The following is a 23,554-nucleotide window of genomic DNA, read 5'->3' on the forward strand; positions in this document are numbered from 1 at the left end:
GCCGGTCCGCGGGTGCGCACGTTTCGCCGGGGGACCAGGGGGAACCCGGCGGCGCGAGGTGATGAGGATGCCTGAACCGGGCAGCAAGAAGTACGACATCCACCGCGCGCACCTGCGGAAGGACGCCGAGGGGCACGGAGTTCCCGACCGGCATGCCAACGCGCAGGCCAACGAGACCCTGCAAAGCGACCCGCACTGGCAGTCCCGCGGGCCGCGCACCGAGCGCGGCCTCGGCCCGGAGTCCGAGCGCGGCGGCTTCGAGGAGCAGCTGCCGGAGACGGACTGACCGGCGGCCAGGGGGAGGCGGCACGGGAAGGCGGCACGGAAGGCGGTCGTTCCGCATGAGCGAGAAGACGGAGAAAACCGCGCGCGCCCTGCTGGAACGGTGCGGGCAGACGTACGCCGAGCAGGCCGGAATCCGGCTGAGGAACACGCCGGGCCCGCTCTACCAGGTGCTGGTGCTCGCGCACCTGCTGTCCGCGCGCATCCGCAGCGACATCGCGGTGGATGCCGCGCGGGCCCTGTTCGACGCCGGGATGCGCGATCCGCGGCGCATGCGGGACGCCACCTGGCAGCAGCGCGTCGACGCGCTGGGCGTCGGCGGCTACCGCAGGTACGACGAGCGGACCGCGACCCAGCTGGGCGACGGCGCGCGCCTGCTCCTCGACCGGTACGGCGGTGACCCGCGCCGGCTGCGCGGGGAGAACGTGACCGAACGGCTGCGCGAGTATCCCGGCATCGGGCCCATGGGCGTGGACATCTTCCTGCGCGAGGTCCAGGCCGTGTGGCCCGAGTACGCGCCCTACATCGACCGCAAGGCGCAGGACGGCGCCGAACGCGTCGGCCTGCCGCGTTCCCCCAAGAGCCTGGGCGGGCTGGTCGGCGACGCCGATGTGACGCGGCTGACGGCGGGCCTGGTCCGGGTCGCGCTGGACAAGGGCCTCGCCGAGGATGTGCGGGAGCTCGCGGGCCGCTGAGAGGTTTCCGGGCGGCCCGGCCGGAAACCCGCAGGACGATCCGTACGACCCACCGGGAGGCGCACGATGGCCGACACCGAAGCTCTGGAACTGGAAGCGCTGTGGGCGGAGTTCCACGACGTCGTCAACATGACGTCCCAGGAGCTGGCGGCGTGGCTGCGCACCAGCAGCGCGGGCGAGGAGACGGAGCAGCCGCCCGAGGAGGCGGGGCCCGAACAGGGCCGGGGCGTGCTCGCCATCCTCCGCAAGCGGCAGATGGACCTCACGGACGCCGACGTCGACCTGATGTACGACATCGTGGACACGGTACGCAACGAGCGCGCCGCCGGCCCCCGCGCGACCGTGCCGGAGCCGGACTGGCGCAGGCGGCTGATGAGCCTGGGACACGACCCGCTGCGCGCCGAAGAGGTGTAGCACCGGGCCGCACGGTTCGGGCCCGGCCTGTGGGGGGCCGGGCCCGGGCCGTGTCAGGGGCCGGGGTGCGGGCGGGGCGGGCCGGCCTCGACGGCCAGCTCGGTCGCCCAGAACTCCCCGTCCGGGTACGCGTATTCGGCGAGTGCGGCCGGGCGCATCGCCGCGGAGAAACCGGGGGCGGTGGGAGCGAGGTAGCGCCCGGAACGGATGCGCACCGGGTCGGTGAAGTGCTCGTGCAGGTGGTCGGCGTACTCGATGACCCGCTCGGGCGTGGCGCCCGCCAGGGCCACGAAGTCGAACATGGCCAGGTGCTGCACCAGCTCGGACAGGCCCACACCGCCCGCGTGCGGGCAGACCGGCACGCCGAACTTGGCGGCCAGCAGCAGGATGGCGAGGTTCTCGTTGACGCCCGCCACGCGCGTCGCGTCGAGCTGGAAGATGTCGATGGCCCCGGCCTGGAGCAGCTGCTTGACCACCACCCGGTTCTGCGCGTGCTCACCGGTGGCCACCCGCACCGGCGCGACGCCCCTGCGGACGGCCGCGTGGCCGAGCACGTCGTCCGGGCTGGTGGGCTCCTCGATCCAGTACGGGTCGAACTCCCGCAGCGCCGACACCCACTGGACGGCCTGGTCCACGTCCCAGCGCTGGTTGGCGTCCACGGCGATGCGCACACCGGGGCCGACGGCGGCGCGGGCCGCGCGCAGGCGCCGGCGGTCCGCCTCCAGGTCGGCCCCCACCTTGAGCTTGATCTGGGTGAAGCCCTCGGCGACCGCCCGCTCGGCCAGCCGGGTCAGCTTGGCGTCGGAGTACCCGAGCCAGCCGGGTGAGGTGGTGTAGGCCGGGCAGCCCTCGGCCCGCAGCAGCGCGGTCCGCTCCGCGGCACCCTGCCTGCCGCGGCGCAGCAGCCCGAGGGCCTCGTCGGGGGTCAGTGCGTCGGTGAGGTACCTGAAGTCGACCTGCGTGAGCAGCCATTCGGGCTCGGCCTCGGCGAGCAGCTGCCACAGCGGCAGGCCCGCGCGGCGGGCCGCGAGGTCCCAGGCCGCGTTGACGACGGCCCCGATGGCCATGTGCATCACGCCCTTCTCGGGGCCGAGCCAGCGCAGCTGGCTGTCGCCGATCAGGTCCCGGTACAGGGCGCCGGGGTCGGCGGCGAGCGCGGCGGCGTCCCGGCCCACGAGGTGGGGCGCGAGCGAGCGGATCGCCGCCACCTGCACGTCGTTGCCGCGGCCGATGGTGAACGTGAAGCCGTGGCCGTCGGGCTCGTCCTCCTGTGAGGTGCGCAGGACGACGTAGGCGGCCGAGTAGTCGGGGTCGGGGTTCATCGCGTCCGACCCGTCCAGCTCTCTTGAGGTGGGGAACCGGACGTCGTAGGTCTCGATGGCGGTGATCCGGGGCGTGCTCGACGGCATCGGAGGACCTCTTTCGGGGCGGCGGCTCACTGCCGGAACCCTAAAGTCGCACATCATCCCCCACAAGCGAACGATGGCGCACGCCCGTCGTGTCAGCCGTCCGCCGGTCTGGCGTTCAGCGAGGGGTCGGGCGCGCACCTCCGGGCGGCCGGGCGCACGGCGAACGCCTCCCACCAGGGGTCGAGCGGGAGCCCGGTCGCCGGCTCGAAGGACTCCCCCGGCCGCGGCACCGCGACCGTCACCTCGGTGGCCCCGGCCTCCCGCACGGTGCGCTCGACGGGCTCCTCCCAGGGGTGGAGCGCCAAATTGAACGTGCCCCAGTGGATGGGCAGCAGCACCCCGCCCGGCTCGCCGCCCGACAGGTCGAGGTGGGCCCGCACGCCCTCCTCCGGCGTCATGTGGATGTCCGGCCAGTACTCGCTGCTGTAGGCGCCTATCTGGATCATGGTGGCGTCGAACGGGCCGTGCCGCTCGCCGATCTCGGCGAAACCGGGGAAATAGCCGGTGTCGCCACTGTGGTAGACGCGGTGCTCGGGACCGGCCACCACCCACGAGGCCCACAGAGTCTGCCACCGGTCGCGCAGCCCGCGGCCGCAGAAGTGCTGGCCCGGCGTGGCGGTCAGCGTCAGGCCGGCGACGTCCGCCGACTCGTGCCAGTCCAGCTCGGCCAGGCGGGCGGCGGGCACGCCCCACCGCTCCAGGTGCGCTCCGACCCCGAGCGGCACGGCGAACACGGCGTCGGTGGCGATCAGGGCCCTGATCGTCGGCATGTCCAAGTGGTCGTAGTGGTCGTGGGAGATGACGACGGCGTCCAGCGGCCCCAGCTCGGACAGCTCGGCCGGCACCGGGTGCAGCCGCCGGGGCCCGGCGAAGGAGAACGGTGAACAGCGCTCGCCCCACACCGGGTCGAACAGCACGCGCCGGCCGTCGATCTCGACCAGGACACTGGCGTGCCCGAGCCACGTGACGCGCAGCCCCGAGGCCGGCGGGCCGCCGGTGACGGCCGCCGGCTTCGCCAGCGGCAGCCGGCCGGCCGGGGCCCTGCGGAGCCGGTCGGCCCTGCGCAGCGTCTCCCGCAGCATCGGCAGCATCTCGAACGGGCCGCTCATGCGCACCGGCCGGGCGTTGCGGAACGCGCCGTCGCGGTACTGCGGCGAGCGCCGGATGCGCTCCAGGCGCTCGCCCGTGGGCCGGCCGCCGAACGAGGCGGGCCACAGGCGGGCGGACAGCGGGGCGCGGGCACGGGTGCGGGTCGGAGGAGACGAGGAATCGGGCACGTGGACCTCCCAGGACGCGGCTGCCGCCACTTTAATCCATCGGGGTGACAACCAGTCACCCTGCGCAAGGCCGGGGACCGGCCACGCGGCATCCCCGCGGCGCATCCACCCTGAAGGGGATGTGCGGGAACGCCGGATCGGCCCTGGGGCCGACTTCGGGGCGCGGCGACGGCCGTAACCTGGCGGCCATGAATATGGCCGCCGTGAAGCCGGGCCCCCCGCACCGGCGCCCCGTGGACGCCGACCTCGTCTGGGCGGTGCTCCTACTCGTGCTGTGCGGCGTGAACATCGTGGCCGACCCTGAGCTGCGGGGCTGGGCCGCGGCGGCGAGCGCGGTGACGGCGCTGTCCCTGTCCCTGGGAGTCGCGCTGCGGCGGCGGGTCCCGGAGCGCACCCTGGTGCTCGCCCTGGCGGTGTGCCTGGCGCAGATCGTGTGGTCGGGCGGACCCGCCGTCGCCGCGTTCGCCGTGTATGCCATCGTCTGCGCCGCGGCCGATCTGGGCGCCCGGTGGGCCGTGCGGCTCGCCCTGATCGGCGGCCTGGGCGCGGCCGCCCTCGCCGCGGTACGGCAGGACCGCGGCCTGGGCACGGCGGTGGAGATGACCGTTGCCCTGTCGGTGCCGATCGCGCTCAGCTGGGCGCTCGGCTTCCGGGCCCGCTGCCGCCGCTGTTACCGCAGGCAGCTCGCGGAGCGCGCCGACGGCCTGGCGCAGCTGCGCTCGGACCGGCACCGAGCGGCGGTGGCGGACCAACGCGCCGAGATCTGCCGGGAGATGTACGACCTGACCGGCCACCGCGTCGCGGGCATGGTGGTGCACGCGGAGGCGGCGGACCGGGTGCTGGACGCGGCACCAGAACGGGCCGGGCAGTCCCTGCACGTGATCGCCACGATGGGCAGGGAGTCCGAGGCGGAGCTGCGGCGGGCCAGGACGCTGCTGCGCGATCCGGAGTGAGCCGGAGCGAGCCGGACGCCGGGTCCTGCCCGCGTTTGGAGAAGCCGCCCGGAGCGCCGGATAGTAGGGGCATGGCTTACTCGACCGTCGTCGTCATGGGTGTCTCCGGCGTGGGCAAGACCACCGTCGCCCGGGCCCTGGCCGAGCGACTGGGCGTGCCGTTCGCCGAGGCGGACGACTTCCACCCGCCCGCCAACGTCGCCAAGATGTCCGCCGGCACTCCCCTGACCGACGCCGACCGCGAGCCGTGGCTCCGCTCGCTCGGCGCGTGGCTCGGCGAGCGCGAGAAGGAGGACAGCGGCGGGGTGATGACCTGCTCGGCGCTGAAGCGGGCGTACCGCGAGACGCTGCGGGCGGGCGCGCCCGGTGTCTTCTTCCTCCACCTGGAGGGCAGCAGGGAGCTGATAGAGGAGCGGCTCGGGCGCCGCACCGGGCACTTCATGCCGCCGGCGCTGCTGGCCTCGCAGTTCGCCGATCTGGAGCCGCTCGGCGCCGGGGAGAACGGCGCGGTGCTCGACGTCCAACCGACGCCTGAGGAGCTCGTGGACCGGGCGATCGAGGTACTCGCGGCACGGTGAGCCCGCGGCGGGCGACCGCCGCGTCCTTCAACTGCCTCACCGGGTACGCATCGCGATGGCACTCAGCACGCCATGCGTACCCGGTGGCCGGCTCAAGCCCGCTTGTTCCGCACCGCTCCGGTGCGGGACGCCGGGGTCACTCGCTGCCGAAGGCCGCGTCGAACGACGCGGTGGGCGGCGGGTAGTCGTAGGAGCGCAGCCGTGCCAGGGCCTCGGGCGCACCGGCCAGCCGGTCCATGCCGGCGTCCTCCCACTCCACGGATACCGGCCCGTCGTAGCCGATGGAGCGCAGCATCCGGAACACGTCCTCCCAGACCACGTCGCCGTGCCCGGCGGAGACGAAGTCCCAGCCGCGGCGCGGGTCGCCCCACGGCAGGTGGGACCCGAGGCGGCCGTTGCGGCCGTCGAGGCGGCGGCGGGCCTCCTTGCAGTCCACGTGGTAGATGCGGTCCCTGAAGTCGTACAGGAAGTTGACCGGGTCCAGGTCCTGCCACACGAAGTGGCTCGGGTCGAAGTTCAGCCCGAACGCCGGGCGGTGGTCGACCGCTTCGAGGGCCTGCTTGGTGGTCCAGTAGTCGTAGGCGATCTCGCTGGGGTGCACCTCGTGCGCGAAGCGCACGCCCTCGGCGTCGAAGACGTCGAGGATCGGGTTCCAGCGTGTCGCGAAGTCCTCGTAGCCGCGCTCGATCATGCCGGGCGGGACCGGCGGGAACATGGCGACGAGGTGCCAGATCGAGGAGCCGGTGAAGCCGATGACGGTCCGCACCCCGAAGGCCGCGGCGGCGCGGGCGGTGTCGGCCATCTCCTTGGCGGCCCTGGTGCGCACGCCCTCGGGCTCGCCGTCGCCCCAGATCCTGGCGGGCACGATGCCCTGGTGGCGTTCGTCGATGGGGTGGTCGCACACCGCCTGGCCGACGAGGTGGTTGGAGATGGCGAAGCACTCCAGGCCGTACTTCTCCAGCAGGGCGTGCCGCCCCGCGACGTAGTCGGGCTCTGCGAGGGCGCGGTCGACCTCGAAGTGGTCGCCCCAGCAGGCCAGTTCCAGGCCGTCGTAGCCGAAGTCGCGGGCGAGCCGGCAGACCTCTTCCAGGGGCAGGTCAGCCCACTGGCCGGTGAACAGGGTGAACTTGCGTGGCATGGCGCTTACTCCTGCCTCTCCTCACTCGGGAACGGGGACGGGGGTGAAGACGGCGTTCTTCGCCGCGCTCTCCTCGATCGCGGTCAGGACCCGCTGGACCTGGAGGCCGTCGGCGAAGCTCGGCTCCGGCTGGGTACCGGCGGCGATCGCGTGCACCAGGTCCCTGGCCTGGTGGGTGAAGGTGTGCTCGTAGCCGAGGCCGTGGCCGGGCGGCCACCAGCCCTCCAGGTAGGGGTGGTCCCCCTCGGTCACCTGGATGCGGCGGAAGCCGCCTTCGGCCGCGGGCAGGGTGTGGTCGTGGAACTCCAGCTCGTTCAGCCGTTCCAGGTCGAAGGCGAGGGAGCCCGCGGCACCGTTCAGCTCGATCCGCAGCTGGTTCTTGCGGCCCGCGGCGAGCCGGCTGACCTCGAACGAGGTGAGGGCGCCCGAGGCGAGCCGGCCGGTGAACACGGCGGCGTCGTCCACGGTGACCTCGCCGAGCTGCCCGGCCTCCCCGCCGGGCAGGGCCCGCTGCTTGACGAAGGTCTCGGTCTGTGCGGAGACGCCCGTCAGCAGCTCGCCCGAGAGGTGCTGGGCGAGGTCGACGATGTGCGCGCCGAGGTCGCCCAGCGCGCCGGAGCCCGCCTTGTCCTTCGTCAGGCGCCAGACCAGGGGGAGGTCGGGGTCCTCCCCCCAGTCCTGGAGGTAGCTGACCCTGACGTGGCGCAGGGTGCCGATGCGGCCCTCGGCGATCAGGCGGCGCGCCAGGGCCAGCGCCGGAACGCGCCGGTAGTTGAAGCCGACCATGGCGAGCTGGCCCCGTTCCCGGGCGGCCTGCGCCGCCTCGGTCATGGCCTCGGCCTCGGCCACGGTGTTGGCCAGCGGCTTCTCGCACAGCACGTGTTTGCCCGCCTCCAGGGCGGCGATGGCGATTTCGGCGTGGCTGTCGCCGGGTGTGCAGATGTCGACGAGGCTCACGTCGTCGCGGGCGATGAGCGCCCGCCAGTCGGTCTCGGCGGCGGCCCAGCCGAGGCGGTCGGCCGCCGCCGATACGGCCGCCCGGTCACGACCGCACACGGCGGCGAGCACGGGGGACAGCGGCAGGTCGAACGCCCGGCCCACGGTGCGCCAGCCCTGCGAGTGGGCGGCTCCCATGAAGGCGTAGCCGACCATGCCGACGCCGAGTGGAGGGGCGGAGGTGGAATGCGGCATCTGGTTCCCTGTCGGTTGCGGATGAAGCGTCAGTTGAAGCCTGTCGGCAGGTACTGCTCGACGTTCTCCTTCGTGACGACGGCGGAGTAGAGGGTGACGGAGGACGGGATCTCGAACTCGGCGAGCCCGCCGATACCCTTCGCCTGGCCCAGCGCGCGGGCCAGGTCGATGGCCGAGGCGGCCATCGTCGGCGGGTAGAGCACCGTGGCCTTGAGGACCGAATTGTCGGCCTGGATGGCGTCCATCGCCGACCTGGCGCCCGCCCCGCCCACCATGATGAACTCGTCGCGCCCGGCCTGGTCGATGGCGCGCAGGGCGCCGACGCCCTGGTCGTCGTCGTGGTTCCACAGCGCGTCGAACTCCGACTGCGCCTGGAGCAGTCCGGACATGACCTCCTGCCCCGACTCGACGGTGAACTCGGCCGCCTGCCTGGCCACCTTCTCGATGTTGGGGTAGTTGGCCAGCGCGTCGTCGAAGCCCTGGGTGCGCTGACCGGTCAGCTCCAGGTTGTCCGGCCCCGACAGCTCCACGACCCGGGCGTTCTGCACGTCACGGAGCTGTTCCCCGATGAAGTGTCCGGCGTTGAGTCCCATGCCGTAATTGTCGCCGCCGATCCAGCAGCGGTACGCCTGGGGGCTGTCGAAGATCCGGTCCAGGTTGATCACGGGGATACCGGCCCGCATCGCGGTGAGGCCGATCTGGGTCAACGCGATGCCGTCGGCCGGGAGGATGACGAGGACATCGACCTCGCTGTTGATCAGCGTCTCGATCTGGCCGATCTGGGTGGCCGTGTCGTTGGAGCCCTCGGTGATCTCCAGCGTGACGTCCGCGTAGGTCTCGGCGCGCGAACGGGCGTTCTCGTTGATGGCGTTCAGCCAGCCGTGGTCGGCCTGCGGGCCGGCGAAACCTATGGTGACCGGCGGGCCCTCGCTCTCCTCGGCGGCCGGGGCCTGCTGGCTGTCCTCCTCGTCGTCGCCGGTGTCGTTGCTGGTACAGCCGGCGAGCAGCACGCCTGCGGAGGCGGCGGCGCCGCCGAACAGGAGACCTCTGCGGCTGGCGAAACGCCTGGCGGGTGAAGCACTCATGGATGCGGACCTTCCGTAATCGTCAATCGTCAGGGTTGCTGTGCGGCGGAGCGGCGCTGGAGCAGGACGGCGGCCACGATGATCGCGCCCTGGGCGATCTGCTGGCCCGCGCTGTCCAGGTTGTTCAGGGTGAACAAGTTGGTGATCGTGGTGAACACGAGGACGCCGAGCACGGAGCCGATGATCGTGCCGCGCCCGCCGCTGAGCAGGGTGCCGCCGATGATCGCGGCGGCGATGGCGTTCAGCTCGTAGAGGTTGCCGTTCGTGTTCTGTCCTGAGCCGCTGAGCACGACGAGCATGAACGCGGCGATGCCGCAGCACAGGCCGGACAGGGCGTAGATCATCAGGCGCTGGCGTTTGACGGCGATGCCGGCCAGCCGCGCGGCCTCGGGGTTGCCGCCGATCGCCACGGTGCGCCGGCCGAAGGTGGTGCGGTTGAGCAGGACCCAGCCGATGGCCGTCACCCCGGCGAAGATGAGCACGAGCGGGGGTATGCCGAAGATGTAGGCGTCACGGCCGCCGAGGTCGAGCACGGCGTCGACGGAGACGACCTGGGTGCGGCCCTCGGTGATCTGGAGGGCCAGGCCGCGCGCGGAGGCGAGCATGGCCAGCGTCGCGACGAACGGGACCATCGGCCCGTAGGCGATGAGCACGCCGTTGACCAGGCCGCAGCCGAGGCCCACGATGAGGGCGGTGAAGATCATTCCCGCCATGCCGTAGTCCTGCGTGGCCACGGTGGTGCACCACACGGAGGCGAGGGCGACGATGGCGCCGACGGACAGGTCGATGCCGCCGCCGATGATGACGAACGTCACGCCGACGGTGACCACGCCGATGACGGACGCCTGGGTCAGGATCAGCTGAAGGTTGTCCGTGCTCAGGAACGCGTCGGGCTTGGTGATGGCCCCGATGATCGCCAGGACGGCGAGCACGCCGATCAGCGAGAGGCTGTGCACGTCGGCGAGGCGGCCGAGCAGGACGCGGGCGACCGGCTTGCCGGGCGCCGGGGGCGGCGGGGCGTCCGGCTGCGGCTTGCCGAGCGGGGGCGACGATGCGGGTTCGGAGGTGGCGCCGTGGGTCACGCCTGACTCCCTTCCATGACGAGATCGAGAACCCGGTGCTCGTCGAGCTCCCGGGCGGGGGCGGTGTGCACGACCTGGCCCTCCCGCAGCACCAGCACCCGGTCGGCGAGGCCGAGAACCTCCGGGATCTCGCTGGAGACCAGCAGGACCGCCACGCCGTCGTCGGCCAGGCGGCGGATCAGGGTGTACAGCTCGGCCCGCGCGCCGACGTCCACTCCCCTGGTGGGTTCGTCGAGCAGCAGGACCTTGCAGTGGCGCAGCAGCCAGCGGGCCAGTACGGCCTTCTGCTGGTTGCCGCCGGAGAGGGTGCGGATCTGGACGTCGGGGTTGGCGGGCCGCAGCGACAGCTCCTGGGTGAATCCGGCGGCGGCGCCGCGTTCACCGGCCCGGTCGATCCAGCCGCCCCTGGAGAAGCGCGGGAGGGAGGAGATGGAGACGTTGCGGGTCACCGAATCCAGCAGGAACAGGCCCTGGCCCTTGCGTTCCTCGGGGGCGAGGCCGAGGCCCGCGCGGACGGCGGCCGTGACGTTCCCGGGGCGCAGCGGGCGGCCCTCGACCAGGACGCGGCCGGTGTCGGGGCGGCGGGCGCCGTAGATCGTCTCCAGGACCTCGGAGCGTCCCGAGCCGACGAGTCCGGCGAGACCGACGATCTCGCCCGCCTGGATCTGGAGGTCGAGCGGGGCGAACTCCCCGCGCCTGCTGAGCCCTTCGACCGCGAGGACGGGGGTGGCACCGGATTCCCGTGCCTTGGGCGCGGGGCGTTCGGGGAAGGCGTACTCGATATCGCGGCCGGTCATCAGGGCGACGATCTCGCGGGTCTCGGTGGTGCCGGCGGGCAGGCCGCGCGCGACGGCCCGCCCGTCCTTGAGCACGGTGACCCGGTCGCCGATCTCGCGGATCTCCTCAAGGCGGTGGGAGATGTAGACGATGGCGACGCCCTCGGCGGTGAGGTCCCGGACGATGCGGAAGAGGTTGCCGACCTCGTCCGGGTCGAGCACGGCGGACGGCTCGTCCATGACGATCAGCCGGGCCTCGTGGGACAGGGCCCTGGCCATGCTGACGACCTGGCGCCCGGCCGCGGAGAGCGTGCTGACGATGCGGTCGGGCGATATCTCCGGGTGGCCGAGGCGGCTGAGCAGCGCGGCGGTGGCGGAACGGGCCGCGCCCCGGCGGATGAACCCGGCGCTGGACGCCTCGTGCCCGAGGTGGACGTTCTCCGCGACGGACAGGTGCTCGACGAGGTCGAGTTCCTGGTAGATGGTGGCGATGCCGAGCCGCATGGCCGCGGTCGGCGAGCCGATGGCGACGGTCTCGCCCTGCCAGGCCAGCTCCCCGGTGTCCGGGGGCTGGGCACCGGAGATCACCTTGATGAGCGTGGACTTCCCGGCGCCGTTCTGCCCGAGGAGGCAGTGGACCTCGCCGGGTGCCACGTCGAGGTCGACGCCGTCCAGGGCGCGGACGCCGGGGAAGGACTTGGTGATGCCGGTCAGGGTGAGAAGCGGCGTTTGCGCGCTTTCCATGCTGGCCTCCTCGGCGACTGTGCCGGCGCACGGGCGTGCGTGGGTAGGGACGTGGCGTGCGGTGCTGGTGTGCGGCTCGTGTGTGCGGCCGGTGCGGACGCGCCCGGTGCGGGCCGTGTGGTGCTCTTGAGGGGCGCCGTGGCCCCCGGTCGGTCAGGTCGGGTTGTAGCTGAACAGGTGGTCGCTGATCAGGCGGCCCGCGCCGGTCACGCCGGCCACGGGGCCGAGTTCGCCGAGAACGATGGGGAGGTTGCCGGTGGCCAGCGGGAGCGACTGCCGGTAGACCTGGGTGCGAATGGCGGCCAGCAGTGTGTGGCCGAGGCCGGTCACGCCGCCGCCGATCACCACGAGCGCGGGGTTGAAGAAGCTGACGAGGCCGGCGATGACCTGCCCGGTGCGGCTGCCGCCCTGCCTTATGAGATCGAGGGAGGCCACGTCGCCGGCCGACGCGGCCGCGGCCACGTCGGCCGCCGAGAGTACGCCCGCGGCCGAGAGCCGGGCGGCCAGTTCCGGGGAACGTCCGTCCCGCACGGCCGACTCGGCGTCGGCGGCGAGCGCGGCGCCGCCGAAGTACGCCTCAAGACAGCCACGGTTGCCGCACGGGCACTGCCTGCCGTCGGCCTCGACGCGGATGTGGCCGATGTCGCCCGCGCTGCCCGTGGCGCCGCGGTGCACCTTGCCGTCCGCGACGATGCCGCAGCCGATGCCGGTGCCGATCTTGACGCAGATGAAGTCCTGGACGGAGTGGGCGACTCCGGCGTGCTGTTCGCCGAGCGCCATCAGGTTCACGTCGTTGTCCACCATGACCGGGCAGCCCAGCTCCTGGCCGAGCGCCTCGCGCACGGGGAAGCCGTCCCAGCCGGGCATGATGGGCGGCGCCACCGGGACCCCGTCGGGGAAGCGTACGGGGCCGGGGACGCCGATGCCGGCGCCGTCGAAGCGCTCCGCGAGACCGGCGTCGCGGAGCTTGTTGGCCATGGACAGCACCTGTTCGAAGACCGCGACCGGGCCTTCGCGGACGTCCATCGGCTCGGTCAGGTGGCCGAGGATCTCCAGTTCCGGGCTGGTCACGGCCACGTCGACGGACGTGGCGCCGATGTCGACGCCGAGGAAGCGCAGCCGCGGCGCGAGCCGCACGTTGTGGGACCGGCGTCCGCCGCGGGAAGCGGCGAATCCGTCACCCACCACCAGGCCGGTCTCCAGCAGCCGGTCGATCTCGACCGCCAGCTTGGACCGCGACAGCTCGATCCGGTCGCCCAGTTGGGCGCGCGAACTGGGCCCGCCATCGCGCAGCAGCCTCAGCAGCCGCGCCTGGTGCGCGTTCCCGGGCCGAGCCGTCATGCGCCTCACGCTGTCCCTCCCGCCACCGTCGGCATCGGGCGCCGACGCGAGATCCGCGCCGGGCTTGGGTGGGGAATCTAGCAGCGGCCCGGCGGAGTGGGAAGAAGTTCTGCACGGATCGCTTCAACTTTTTCCTCAACGAGGACAAAGCAGGAGAACGGGGGGCCATGACCTGCACCGACGCCGCCCCCCGGACGAGCGCGGATCCCGGAGGCCCGGCGGGCCGGTGCACTCGCGTGTGGCAGTGCGGGACGCCGGGAAGGCGCACCGTAAACTCAATGCGGGGAACAGAAGATCGAGACCTGAACGATCGGGGTGTTCATGTCTCATCACCGCGGTCCGCCAACCCTGCCTATCGGGAATAGTGCCTATGCCAAGCGCGCGCGTGCTGAAACGACCTTTCACCACGCGGGACCGGGAGCGGTCCATGCCCACCTCCCGCCCGCCGCTCATCCGTGAGCTTCCGCTGGTCATTGCCCTGTACATGGCGTACAAGTTCGGCAGACGGGCGGCCAACGGGCAGTTCGAGGACGCCTTCCGGAACGCCGAACGCGTGTGGGATTTCCAACGCGCCCTGCGGCTGCCGAGCGAGGCGTGGGTGCAGGACCTCGTGCTGAACAGCGAGACACTCATCCGTGGCATCAACGTGTACTACGCGACGGTCCACTTCCCCGCGATCGTCGTCTTCCTCATCTGGATGTACTGGCGCCGCCCCGGCCATTACCTGTGGGTCCGCTGGGTGCTGACCTGGCTGACCGGCGCCGCGCTCGTCCTGCACCTGCTGGTGCCCCTCGCCCCGCCGCGCCTGTTCGGCAAGGCGGACATGATCGACACGGGCGTGGTGTACGGGCCCGCCGTCTACGACAAGCCCGAGCCCGACTCCATGGCCAACCAGTTCGCCGCGATGCCCTCGCTGCACGTCGGCTGGGCCGTGTTCATCGCCGTGGCGCTCATCGTCGCGACCCGCAGCCGCCTGCGCTGGCTGTGGCTGCTGCACCCGCTGATCACCATTCTCGCGGTCGTCGCCACCGCCCATCACTACTGGATGGACGGCCTCGTGGCGTGCGCGATCCTCGCGGTCGTGCTGATGGTGCTGCGCCCGCCGCGGCCCGCACGCGCGCCGGCGGCACGGCCCGCCGCGGCCGGCGCCCCCGGCGCCCCGGCCCAGGACGCGGACGCCTCGGCGGCCGCACCCGCGGCCGCGGGTGCGGCGGCACCCGGCACGGAAGGGCAGCGGCTCGGCGCGGTCCGGGAGGCCGCCCCCGCGCCGCCCCCGGTGGAAGCGGCGCGCCCCGAGAAGTGAACGGCGCCGGCACCCCCGAGGCCCCGCGGTCCATCAGGACCGCGGGGCCTCGGCCGTGCGGGAGCGGGCGGCGGGCCGTCTTCCCCCCGCGCCCGCTCCTGTGCCACCGTGCGCCTGATGGGGCATCAGGCTGCCGCCGCGACTCCCTTGCCCCGTGCATTCCGCACCCATATCGTTGATCCGCCGTACAACTCGCTTGATCAGGACATAATCTGACGCGGCGCTCACGCACTCGGCCCGGGGAGGGACCCGCCCATGACCACACGTGGACGTCACCGCCGATACCGGCCGAATGCCGTGTCCCGTGCCTCGCTCACCGTCACCGCGAGCGGGGCCGGCCTGGCGATTCCGCTGATGGGCGCGAGCGGCGCGGCCGCCGCCTCCGCGGACACCTGGGAGGAGGTCGCCGAGTGCGAGAGCAGCGGCCGGTGGGACATCAACACCGGCAACGGCTACTTCGGCGGGCTTCAATTCCTCCAGACCACCTGGGAGGCGTACGGCGGCACCGAGTACGCCGCGCGCGCCGACCTGGCCACCAGGGACCAGCAGATAGCGGTGGCCGAGAAGGTGCTGGAGGGCCAGGGGCCGAACGCCTGGCCCGCCTGCTCCGCCGAGGCCGGGCTGACCCGCGACGGAGTGCGGCCCGACATCGCCACGGACCCGGCGCCCGCGGCCGAGCAGGCCGCCGCCCCCGCGACGCAGACGCGCCCGCAGGCGGAGCGCGGGGAGCGCGCGGCCGACCTGTACGAGGTGGTCCGCGGCGACACCCTGTCCGGCATCGCCCGCACCGAGGAGGTCCGCGGCGGCTGGCAGTCCCTCTACGAGATGAACCGGCAGACGGTCGGCGGCAATCCGGACCTGATCCTGCCCGGCCAGGAGCTGCGGCTGCGCGCGCAGGCCCGCGACGCGGAGGCCGAGGAGCAGCAGGAGGAGGAGCCGGAGGAGCCCGCGGCCGAGCAGCCCCGCCAGGAGCCCGAGCCCGAGCCAGAGCCCGAGCCCGAGCCGGAAGAGGCCGAGGAGCCCCAGGGCGAGCGGGCCGAGGAGCCCGCCGACCCGGCCCCCGCCTACTCCGCGCCGGTCGGCGGCGGCACCGGCACCGCCTACCGCGCCTCGGGCGGCTCCTGGTCGCTCGGCTACCACACCGGGGTGGACTTCCCGGTCGCCACGGGCACGTCCGTGAAGTCGGTGACGGCCGGCGAGGTGGTCTCGGCGGGCTGGTCCGGCTCGTACGGCTACGAGGTCATCGTCCGGCACCCGGACGGGCACTTCAGCCAGTACGCGCACCTGTCCGCGATCTCCGTCTCCGAGGGGCAGCCGGTCGGCAACGGCCAGCAGGTGGGGCGTTCCGGCTCGACGGGCAACTCCAGCGGACCGCATCTGCACTTCGAAATCAGGACAGGAGAGTCCTTCGGCACGGACATCGATCCGCTCGCCTATCTGCGGGGGAACGGCGTCTCCCTCTGAGCGTGGGCGCATTCCGGCCATGCGGTGGCTTGATGCCACCGCATGGCGGGCGCTCAATACGGGACAGATGGATAGGTAACCGCCCCGCAGAAGGATGTTGCTCCTCCGTTTCCTTCCCCGATCTGCCGGAGGGTCAGTAGTCTCGACCGCCTGGGTTCAATTCGTGCATATGCAGGGGACATTGGAGACGCCGATGGAACGATCCGCCTGGGCGCAGCCCGGCATCGATCCATCCGTGCCCAGCCTGTCCCGGATGTATGACTTCTACCTGGGCGGTTCCCACAACTTCGAGGCGGACCGCGCGGCCGCCAGGGAGGCCATCGCGGCGTTCCCCGGCCTGCCCGCGCTGGCCCTGGCCAACCGGGCCTTCCTGCGGCGCGCCGTGCGCTACGCGGTGGCGGAGGGCGTCTCCCAGTTCGTCGACATCGGCTCGGGCATCCTGACCTTCGGCAATGTGCATGAGATCGCCCGGCGGACCGGTGGCGACACCCGCGTCGTCTACGTCGACAACGACCCCGTCACCGTCGCCCACAGCCGTGCCGTCCTCGCGGGCGACGACCGAACGGACATCCTCGCCGCCGACCTGCGCGGCCCGTCCGCGATCCTGGACAGCGAGCAGGTCGGCCGGCTGATCGACCTCGGCCGGCCGGTGGCCCTGCTACTCGTGGCCGTCATGCACTTCCTCGGCGAGGACGACAAGCCCCACGAGCGGATCGCCGAGCTGCGCGACATGCTCGCGCCGGGCAGTCTGCTCGCCCTCACCCACGCCTCCCCCGAACACCGCCCGACGGCCTCGGCGCCGGACGCGCGGATCTCGGAGGTCTACCGCAAGGCGGGCGCAACGCTGGCGCTGCGCTCCGGCGCGGAGATCACGCACTTCTTCGAGGGCTTCGACCTCGTTCCCCCAGGCGTGGTCCCATTGCCCGACTGGCGGCCCGACGGGCCGCCCGACGAGGAGGGTCCCAAGGTGAACAGCGGCTTCGCGGGAGTAGGACGCAAAGGGTGACATCCTCGCCAACGGGGCCCACCGGCCACCATCGCACCGGCGACAGCACGGAGCCGTCCGACGGCCTGCGCCGCTTCGCCGCCCTCTGGTGCCGCGCGGTCCACCCGCGCGCCGCCACCCCGCTCTCCAGATCCGAGTTCGAGGCGCTGCTGCTCGGTCTCGCGCGCCGGCTCGCCGACGCGCTGCGCGCCCCCCGTTTCGACCCCGCGCCCGGCCACGCCGTCGGCGCCGCCCTGGTCGCGGCCCACTGCACGTCCCCCGACGCGCTGCCCGGCATCCTGGCGGTCATCGACTCCCACCTGGTGGCGCACTGCGGCCCGGCGGACGGGGAGGCCGGGGAGGCCGGTCCCGACGCCTCGGAGAGCAGGGCCCGCTGCACCCGGCTCCAGCACGCGGTGTCCGCCGGTTTCGCGCGTGCCCTCCAGGAGCGCACCAGGAGCGAACAGGAGGCGCTGTCGCGCGCCGCCCTCGCCGCGCAGACGGAGATGGCGGACGCGCTGCACGAGAGCGAGGCGCGCTTCCGCGCGGTCTTCAAGGGGGCCGCGCTCGGCATCGGCATCGCCGACATGGACGGCACCATCCTCGACGTCAACGACGCCCTCAACCAGATGTTCGGCGGCTCGGAGCAGCACATCCGCCACCGGAACGTGCTGGACTGGGCGCGCCCCGGAAACCACCCCGAGGCGGGGCGCATGCTCCAGGAGCTGATGCGCGGCGAACGCGAGCACTACCAGGTCGAGAAGTCCTATCCCCGGGACGACGGCACGACGCTGTGGACCAATCTCACGGTCTCGCTGCTGCGCGACGCCTCGGGGGAGCCGCGCTACATGCTCGCGATGACCGAGGACGTCAGCGAACGCCGCCTGCTGAATCTCCGGCTGCGCTACCAGGCGACCCACGACGCACTGACGGACCTGCCCAACCGTTCCCTCTTCTTCGAGCGCCTCGAACAGGCGCTGGACCGCAGCGGCTCGGGCCCGGCCCGCATCGGCCTGTGCTACCTCGACCTGGACGGGTTCAAGGCCGTCAACGACAGCCTCGGGCACGCCGTCGGCGACCAGTTGCTGATCGCCGTGGCGGAGCGCCTCCAGGGCTGCGCCTCGGGACCCGGCCAGATGCTGGCCCGGATCGGCGGCGACGAGTTCGTCGCGCTGGTGGCCGACCCGCCCGAGCCGCGGGCCGTCACCGAGCTCGCCGAGCGGGCACTCGAAGCCCTGGCCACACCCGTGGAGGTCGGCGGCAGGGAACTGCTGGTCCGGGCCAGCATCGGCGTCGTCGAGGGGGCCACCCGGCACCTGACGTCGGCCGAGGTGCTGCGCAGCGCCGACATCACGATGTACCGGGCCAAGGCCGAGGGCGGCAACCGTTACGCGCTGGCCGATCCCGACTCCGACGCCAGGGCGATCAGCCGCCACCACCTCACGCACCACCTGCCGGCCGCGCTGAAGGGCTGCGAGTTCTTCATCGAGTACCAGCCGCTGGTCAAGATGGAGGACGGCAGCATCGAGGGCGCCGAGGCGCTGGTGCGCTGGAGCCACCCCCGGCACGGCGTGCTCGGCCCCGACCGGTTCATCCCGCTCGCCGAGCACACCGGGCTGATCGTTCCGCTCGGCCGCTGGGTCCTTGAGGAGGCGGTGCGGCAGGCGTGCCAGTGGCAGGTCCGCGGGATAGGCGGGGCCAGGCCGCTGAAGATCAATGTGAACCTCTCGCCGCGCCAGCTGCACCACCCGGAGCTGGTCACGGACACCATCGCCGTGCTGGAGGAGGCCGGGCTGGAACCCAGCTCGCTGTGTCTCGAAGTCACCGAGACCGCCATGATCAAGGCCGACGAGAACGAGCTGCGGCCCCTGCGCGAGCTGGCCGAGTACGGAGTCGGCATCGCGCTGGACGACTTCGGCACCGGCTACTCCAACCTGGCCAACCTGCGCCGCCTGCCCGCCGACACGCTCAAGCTGGACCGTTCCTTCACGCAGGGCCTCCAGCGCGACCCGGCGGACCCGGTCGATCTGAAGATCGTCGAGGGCATCGTCTCGCTGGCCCACACCCTCCAGCTGTCCGTCACCGTGGAGGGCGTGGAGACGTCCGCCCAGGCCGAGCAGCTGCGCGAACTGGGCTGCGACTCCGCCCAGGGCTGGTTCTACGCACGCCCCGGCCCCCCGGAGCGCCTGCCCGAGGCGGTCTGAGCGGGCGGCAGCCCGCCTCAGGTCACGATCCGCAGGCGCCGCGGCGGCGCCGTACGCGGCGCGGGCAGCCGCAGCGGCGCGGCGCCCGGGGTCAGCGAGCCGAGGACCGCGGGACCGCCGGCGCCGGTGGCCGAGGGCACGGAGCCCGCGAGGCCGTGCACGGTGAGGAAGCCGAGCAGGGCGAACAGGTACGCCTCCTTCGCCTGCGCCGGCAGGCCGAAGCGCTCCGGCGGAACGAGCGCGGCCGGTGCGGCGAGCGCGCGCAGCCGGTCCATCAGCACCGGGTTCCGCACGCCGCCGCCCGAGACGACCAGCTCCGTCAGCGCGTGCTCGCGGCAGGCCGCCGCGACCAGGCGCGCGGTCAGCTCGGTGAGCGTGGCGACCAGGTCGTCCGCGGCCGGGTGCCGGCCCACGGCGCGCAGCCGCGTTCGCAGGTAGTCGGCGTGGAACAGCTCCTTGCCGGTCGACTTCGGCGGCGGCAGCCGGTAGTACGGCTCGTCCAGCAGCGCGTCGAGCAGCGCGGTGTCCACGGTGCCGCGGGCCGCGCGGGCGCCCCCGGTGTCCATGCGCTCCGCTCCCCCGCTCGCCTCGGTGACGGCCGCGTCGATCAGCGCGTTGGCCGGGCCGAGGTCATAGGCGAGGACACCGCCGTCGGCGCCGCGGACGGTGATGTTGGCGATTCCGCCGAGGTTGAGCGCCCCGCGCGCGGGCGCGCCCGGCTCCTCGTCGAGGATCAGCAGCGCGTCGAGCAGCGCGGCCAGCGGCGCGCCCTGCCCGCCGCGTGCGATGTCGCGGGTGCGCAGGTCGGAGACCACGGGCAGGCCGGTGGCCTCGGCGATCCAGGCGGCGGCGCCGAGCTGGAGGGTGCCGCGGGCGCGGGTGCCCGCCACCCAGTGGTAGACCGTCTGTCCGTGCGAGACCACGAGGTCCGCTCGCCCGCCGGCGAGGGCGGCGTCGGCGCGGGCCGCGACCTCGCCGAAGAACTGCCCGAGTCCGGTGTCGAGCCGGCAGACCCGTTCCAGGGTGGTGGCGGCGGGCGGCAGGCAGCCGGCCAGCTCGCCGCGCAGCGCGGCCGGGTACGGCTCGGTGTGCAGGCCGAGGGGGCGCAGGCGCAGATCGGTGCCCTCGAAGGCCAGCTCGGCGACGGCGGCGTCCACCGCGTCGTACGAGGTGCCGCTGAGCATGCCGATCACCAGCCACGGCCGGTCGCCGGAAAACCTGGTGGGGACGCCCGCCACCGGCTCGGTAGGATGAGTGAAGCCCATAAACGTGATCCGTCACACTCCGTGGCCCAATTCACGGCCCGACAGGGCTCATTGACTCTACTCACCCATTGGAGCATCCGAGGATGGCCCGACACCTCATCACCAGTGCGCTGCCCTACATCAACGGGATCAAGCACCTGGGGAACATGGTGGGCTCGATGCTCCCCGCCGACGTGTACGCCCGCTATCTGCGGCAGCGCGGCCACGACGTGCTGTACATCTGCGCGACCGACGAGCACGGCACCCCGGCCGAGCTGGCCGCCAAGGCGGCCGGACTGCCGGTCGCCGAGTTCTGCGCGCGGCAGCACGAGGCGCAGAAGGCGGTGTACGACGGCTTCGGGCTCCGCTTCGACCACTTCGGCAGGACGTCGTCCCCGCAGAACATCGAGATCACCCAGCACTTCGCCCGCAAACTCCAGGAGAACGGGTTCATCGAGGAGCGCGCGACGCGGCAGGTGTACTCGCCCGCCGACGGCCGTTTCCTGCCCGACCGTTACATCGTGGGCACGTGCCCCTACTGCGGGTACGAGGCGGCGCGCGGCGACCAGTGCGAAAACTGCACGCGGGTGCTCGACCCGACGGATCTGCTCGACGCGCGCTCCGCGGTCAGCGGGAGCACGGATCTGGAGGTGCGGGAGACCAAGCACCTGTTCCTGCTCCAGTCGAAGCTGGAGCGGGAGGTGGAGTCCTTCGTCGACACCGCGGGCAAGGAGTGGCCGACGCTGGCCTCCTCCATCGCGCGCAAGTGGCTGACCGAGGGGCTGCTCGACCGGGCGATCACCCGGGACCTGGAGTGGGGCGTGCCGGTCCCCGCCGATGTCTGGCCCGAGCTGGCGGCCGAGGGCAAGGTCTTCTACGTCTGGTTCGACGCCCCGATCGGCTACATCGGCGCCACCAAGGAGTGGGCGGACGCGGCGGGCGAGGGCGAGGAGCGCGACTGGCGCGCGTGGTGGTACGAGGCGGACGAGGCGGTGCGGTACACCGAGTTCATGGCCAAGGACAATGTGCCGTTCCACACGGTGATGTTCCCGGCCACGCAACTGGGCACGCGCGAGCCCTGGAAGAAGGTCGACGTCGTCAAGGCGTTCAACTGGCTGACGTACTACGGCGGCAAGTTCTCCACCTCGCAGCGGCGGGGGATCTTCGCCGACGCCGCGCTGGAGCTGCTGCCGGCGGACTACTGGCGCTACTTCCTGATGGCGGGCGCACCGGAGTCGGACGACGCGTCCTTCTCCTGGGAGCTGTTCGCCTCCGTGGTGAACAAGGATCTCGCCGACACCCTGGGCAATTTCGTCAACCGGGTGCTCACGTTCTCGCGGAAGCGCTTCGGCGACCGGGTCCCGGCCGGGCATCCGGCGGGCGAGGCGGAGCGGCGCCTCGGCGAGGAGGTCGCGCGGCTGCTCGCGGAGTACGAGGAGCACCTGTCGGCGCTCCAGTTCCGCAAGGCGACGGCTCAGCTGCGCGCCCTGTGGAGCGCGGGGAACGCCTATCTGGAGGAGAAGGCGCCCTGGCTGCAGATCAAGACCGATCAGGACGCCGCGGCGCTGACACTGCGCACCGCGATGAATCTGATTCATCTCTACACGGTGGTCTCCGAGCCGGTCATCCCGTTCACCTGCGGGACGCTGCGCTCGGTGTTCGCGACGGCCGCGGACGGCGGCGCGGGCGGCGAGGCCCGCTGGGTGACGCCCGAGGCCGCGCGGTCGCTGGACACGGTGGCGGCCGGGACGGACTTCACCGTGCCGCCCGTGCTGTTCACGAAGATCACCGACGATGACCTCGACGCCTACCGGGAGCGCTTCGGCGGCCAGGACGGCTGAGAACGGAAGCCGGCCGGGGGGGGCCGGAGTCGCCGTCCGCACGCCGTCCCCGCCGGCCGGGCCCGACTGCTCCGCACGTCCGCGCGGTCCGTGCCGCGGCGCCTCCCTCCCACGGGTCGCGAGCGGACGTGTGACCGTCAGTCGTCGGCCTCGTCGGCGCGCCCCGCGCCCTGCGGGGACGCCGCCATCACCCCGGGCACCAGCGACGGCCGGCGTGGCAGCGGGGCGCGCGGCAGGCTGTCGAGCGGCGCGGCCCTGAGCGCCCCGATGGCGCGCCCCGCCGCCCCCTGCCCGGCGTCGGGACCGTCGCCGAGCAGCTCGGACGGCAGCACGAGAACGGCCTGCACGCCGCCGTAGATGTTGCTCTGGAGCTGTACGACGATGTCGTGCCGCCTGGCGAGGGTGGCGACCACGAACAGGCCCACCCGGCCGTCCTCCAGCAGCTCGGCCACGTCCGTCCGCTCCGCGCCGGCGAGCAGGGCGTTCATCCGGACCTGCTCCGCCGGGGTCATGCCCAGGCCCCGGTCCTCCACCTCGATCGCGATACCCGCCGTGACGCGCTGCACGCGCAGCAGTACCTGCGTCTGCGGGGCGGAGAACTCGGTCGCGTTCTCGACGAGCTCGGCGAGGAGGTGGATGACGTCGGCGACGGCGTGCCCCCGCACGCTGCCCTCGATGGGCGGCACCAGCTTGACCCGCGCGTAGTGCTCCACCTCCGCGATGCAGGACCGCAGCACCTCGGACATGTCGACCGGGCGGCTCCACTGGCGGCGCGGCACCGCCCCGCCGAGCACCGCGAGGTTCTCCGCGTGCCGTCTGACGCGGGTGGCCAGGTGGTCGACGTGGAACAGCCCTTTCAGCAGCTCCGGGTCCTCGACGTCCTCCTCCAGCTCCTCCAGGTACTCGATCTGCCGGTGCACGAAGGACTGGAGGCGGCGGGCGAGGCTGACGAACACCTCGACCCGCTCGTCCCCGCCGCCGCTGACGAGGGAGGACGCCTGGAAGACCGCGGACTCCGCGGCGTGCTGGGCGGCCTCGATCTCGTGCCGCAGCTGGTCGAGCTGATCCTCGGCGGGCTCGGCGGGCGTCGGGCCCTCGGGCGGCCTGATGCGCTCGCCCCGTTCGACCTTGACCAGCAGCGCCTGGAGCTCCACGCGCCCGCGGGCCGCCTGGCGGCGCAGCCCGGCGAGGCGGGCCGCGTGCGACCTGGCCTCGCCCGCGGCGACGACCGCGGCCCCGGCGACCACCGCACCGGTCAGCAGCACGGCCGAGGCGAGCACGGCCCACAGGGGACAGTCGCCGTGCTGGGCCCCGGGCCGGCCGCCGAGCAGCAGGAACACGACGGCCGCGGTGGCGATCACGGCGACCAGCACGGCGGGGAACGTGGCCAGGCGCAGGAGGCGGCGCCTGGTCCCGAGCTCTCCGCCGCACGGCGCGCCGAAGGCCAGCCGGCTGTGTCGGGGCGCGCCTCCCCCGTGGCGTGGCTGTTCTGGCATCGGTGTCCTTATCAGGCAGGTCAAGTGGGCGTAAGGCCACGCTATGCGTCGA

At 72.9% G+C, this 23,554-nt stretch carries 20 protein-coding genes; 10 read left to right on the forward strand and 10 right to left on the reverse strand.

The genetic code is table 11. The features are described from left to right. Window positions 1–67: 67 nt before the first annotated feature. The 3 genes from RM779_RS17975 to RM779_RS17985 all read left to right on the forward strand — a co-directional run bounded on the left by RM779_RS17975 (window position 68) and on the right by RM779_RS17985 (window position 1,391). On the forward strand, window positions 68–286 hold the full coding sequence (locus RM779_RS17975; protein WP_077057811.1) for a hypothetical protein: 219 nt from the start codon (window positions 68–70) through the stop codon (window positions 284–286). Between the two features lie 55 nt (window positions 287–341). Then, window positions 342–977 (forward strand): HhH-GDP family DNA glycosylase, encoded by a 636-nt coding sequence (locus tag RM779_RS17980; protein WP_311618733.1) that lies wholly within the window; start codon window positions 342–344, stop codon window positions 975–977. Between the two features lie 66 nt (window positions 978–1,043). Next, on the forward strand, window positions 1,044–1,391 hold the full coding sequence (locus RM779_RS17985; protein ID WP_311618734.1) for a DUF3140 domain-containing protein: 348 nt from the start codon (window positions 1,044–1,046) through the stop codon (window positions 1,389–1,391). A 53-nt stretch (window positions 1,392–1,444) separates the two neighbouring features. Here RM779_RS17985 and RM779_RS17990 read toward each other — a convergent pair whose 3' ends face one another. Together RM779_RS17990 and RM779_RS17995 are read right to left on the reverse strand one after the other, a co-directional pair. Next, window positions 1,445–2,800 carry an enolase C-terminal domain-like protein gene (locus tag RM779_RS17990; RefSeq protein ID WP_311618735.1) on the reverse strand — a complete coding sequence of 452 codons (1,356 nt, stop codon included), beginning with the start codon at window positions 2,798–2,800 and terminating at the stop codon, window positions 1,445–1,447. Window positions 2,801–2,892: 92 nt separating this feature from the next. Continuing rightward, complete coding sequence (locus RM779_RS17995; RefSeq protein ID WP_394813325.1) at window positions 2,893–4,107, reverse strand: MBL fold metallo-hydrolase; 1,215 nt, start codon at window positions 4,105–4,107, stop codon at window positions 2,893–2,895. Window positions 4,108–4,265: 158 nt separating this feature from the next. Between RM779_RS17995 and RM779_RS18000 the strand changes: the two genes are divergently transcribed. Both RM779_RS18000 and RM779_RS18005 read left to right on the forward strand, forming a co-directional pair. Further along, on the forward strand, window positions 4,266–5,030 hold the full coding sequence (locus tag RM779_RS18000) for a histidine kinase dimerization/phosphoacceptor domain-containing protein (RefSeq protein WP_311618736.1): 765 nt from the start codon (window positions 4,266–4,268) through the stop codon (window positions 5,028–5,030). 71 nt (window positions 5,031–5,101) lie between these two features. Continuing rightward, entirely contained in the window at window positions 5,102–5,608 is a 507-nt protein-coding gene (locus RM779_RS18005) for a gluconokinase (protein ID WP_311618737.1), read from the forward strand. Between the two features lie 136 nt (window positions 5,609–5,744). Here RM779_RS18005 and RM779_RS18010 read toward each other — a convergent pair whose 3' ends face one another. From RM779_RS18010 to RM779_RS18035, 6 genes are all read right to left on the reverse strand, one after another. Next, window positions 5,745–6,746 carry a sugar phosphate isomerase/epimerase family protein gene (locus RM779_RS18010; protein ID WP_311618738.1) on the reverse strand — a complete coding sequence of 334 codons (1,002 nt, stop codon included), beginning with the start codon at window positions 6,744–6,746 and terminating at the stop codon, window positions 5,745–5,747. A 21-nt stretch (window positions 6,747–6,767) separates the two neighbouring features. Further along, window positions 6,768–7,937 carry a Gfo/Idh/MocA family protein gene (locus RM779_RS18015; protein WP_311618739.1) on the reverse strand — a complete coding sequence of 390 codons (1,170 nt, stop codon included), beginning with the start codon at window positions 7,935–7,937 and terminating at the stop codon, window positions 6,768–6,770. A gap of 29 nt (window positions 7,938–7,966) precedes the next feature. Next, window positions 7,967–9,022, reverse strand: coding sequence for a substrate-binding domain-containing protein (locus RM779_RS18020; RefSeq protein WP_311618740.1), 1,056 nt, complete (start codon window positions 9,020–9,022; stop codon window positions 7,967–7,969). A 29-nt stretch (window positions 9,023–9,051) separates the two neighbouring features. Then, on the reverse strand, window positions 9,052–10,104 hold the full coding sequence (locus RM779_RS18025) for an ABC transporter permease (protein ID WP_311618741.1): 1,053 nt from the start codon (window positions 10,102–10,104) through the stop codon (window positions 9,052–9,054). Beyond that, on the reverse strand, window positions 10,101–11,624 hold the full coding sequence (locus RM779_RS18030) for a sugar ABC transporter ATP-binding protein (RefSeq protein ID WP_311618742.1): 1,524 nt from the start codon (window positions 11,622–11,624) through the stop codon (window positions 10,101–10,103). Before RM779_RS18030 ends, RM779_RS18025 begins: the two co-directional genes overlap by 4 nt. Before the next feature lie 153 nt (window positions 11,625–11,777). Then, window positions 11,778–12,965 (reverse strand): ROK family transcriptional regulator, encoded by a 1,188-nt coding sequence (locus RM779_RS18035; protein WP_077057822.1) that lies wholly within the window; start codon window positions 12,963–12,965, stop codon window positions 11,778–11,780. A gap of 427 nt (window positions 12,966–13,392) precedes the next feature. On the opposite strand from RM779_RS18035, the gene RM779_RS18040 reads away from it, so the two are divergent. The 4 genes from RM779_RS18040 (at window position 13,393) to RM779_RS18055 (ending at window position 18,921) form a co-directional block, all read left to right on the forward strand. Next, window positions 13,393–14,268 (forward strand): phosphatase PAP2 family protein, encoded by an 876-nt coding sequence (locus RM779_RS18040; RefSeq protein ID WP_311618743.1) that lies wholly within the window; start codon window positions 13,393–13,395, stop codon window positions 14,266–14,268. Between the two features lie 255 nt (window positions 14,269–14,523). Then, entirely contained in the window at window positions 14,524–15,732 is a 1,209-nt protein-coding gene (locus RM779_RS18045) for a transglycosylase family protein (protein WP_311618744.1), read from the forward strand. Between the two features lie 193 nt (window positions 15,733–15,925). Then, the gene (locus tag RM779_RS18050) at window positions 15,926–16,738 is read left to right on the forward strand and encodes an SAM-dependent methyltransferase (RefSeq protein WP_311618745.1); all 813 of its coding nucleotides are present in this window, start codon (window positions 15,926–15,928) and stop codon (window positions 16,736–16,738) included. Further along, window positions 16,735–18,921 (forward strand): putative bifunctional diguanylate cyclase/phosphodiesterase, encoded by a 2,187-nt coding sequence (locus RM779_RS18055; protein ID WP_311618746.1) that lies wholly within the window; start codon window positions 16,735–16,737, stop codon window positions 18,919–18,921. The genes RM779_RS18050 and RM779_RS18055 overlap by 4 nt, the downstream gene beginning before the upstream one ends. Before the next feature lie 17 nt (window positions 18,922–18,938). Here the strand turns inward: RM779_RS18055 and RM779_RS18060 are convergent, their stop codons facing one another. Beyond that, window positions 18,939–20,105, reverse strand: a complete 1,167-nt coding sequence (locus RM779_RS18060) for an anhydro-N-acetylmuramic acid kinase (protein ID WP_311618822.1) — start codon at window positions 20,103–20,105, stop codon at window positions 18,939–18,941. A gap of 164 nt (window positions 20,106–20,269) precedes the next feature. Between RM779_RS18060 and metG the strand changes: the two genes are divergently transcribed. Beyond that, window positions 20,270–22,006 (forward strand): methionine--tRNA ligase, encoded by a 1,737-nt coding sequence (gene metG, locus RM779_RS18065; RefSeq protein ID WP_311618747.1) that lies wholly within the window; start codon window positions 20,270–20,272, stop codon window positions 22,004–22,006. A gap of 137 nt (window positions 22,007–22,143) precedes the next feature. On the opposite strand, the gene RM779_RS18070 is transcribed toward metG, so the two are convergent. Beyond that, a complete protein-coding gene (locus RM779_RS18070; protein ID WP_311618748.1) occupies window positions 22,144–23,502 on the reverse strand; it encodes a sensor histidine kinase in 1,359 nt (452 codons plus the stop codon). Window positions 23,503–23,554: the final 52 nt, after the last annotated feature.

It is taken from the genome of Streptomyces johnsoniae, from assembly GCF_031845565.1.
Classification (GTDB): Bacteria; Actinomycetota; Actinomycetes; order Streptomycetales; family Streptomycetaceae; genus Streptomyces; species Streptomyces johnsoniae.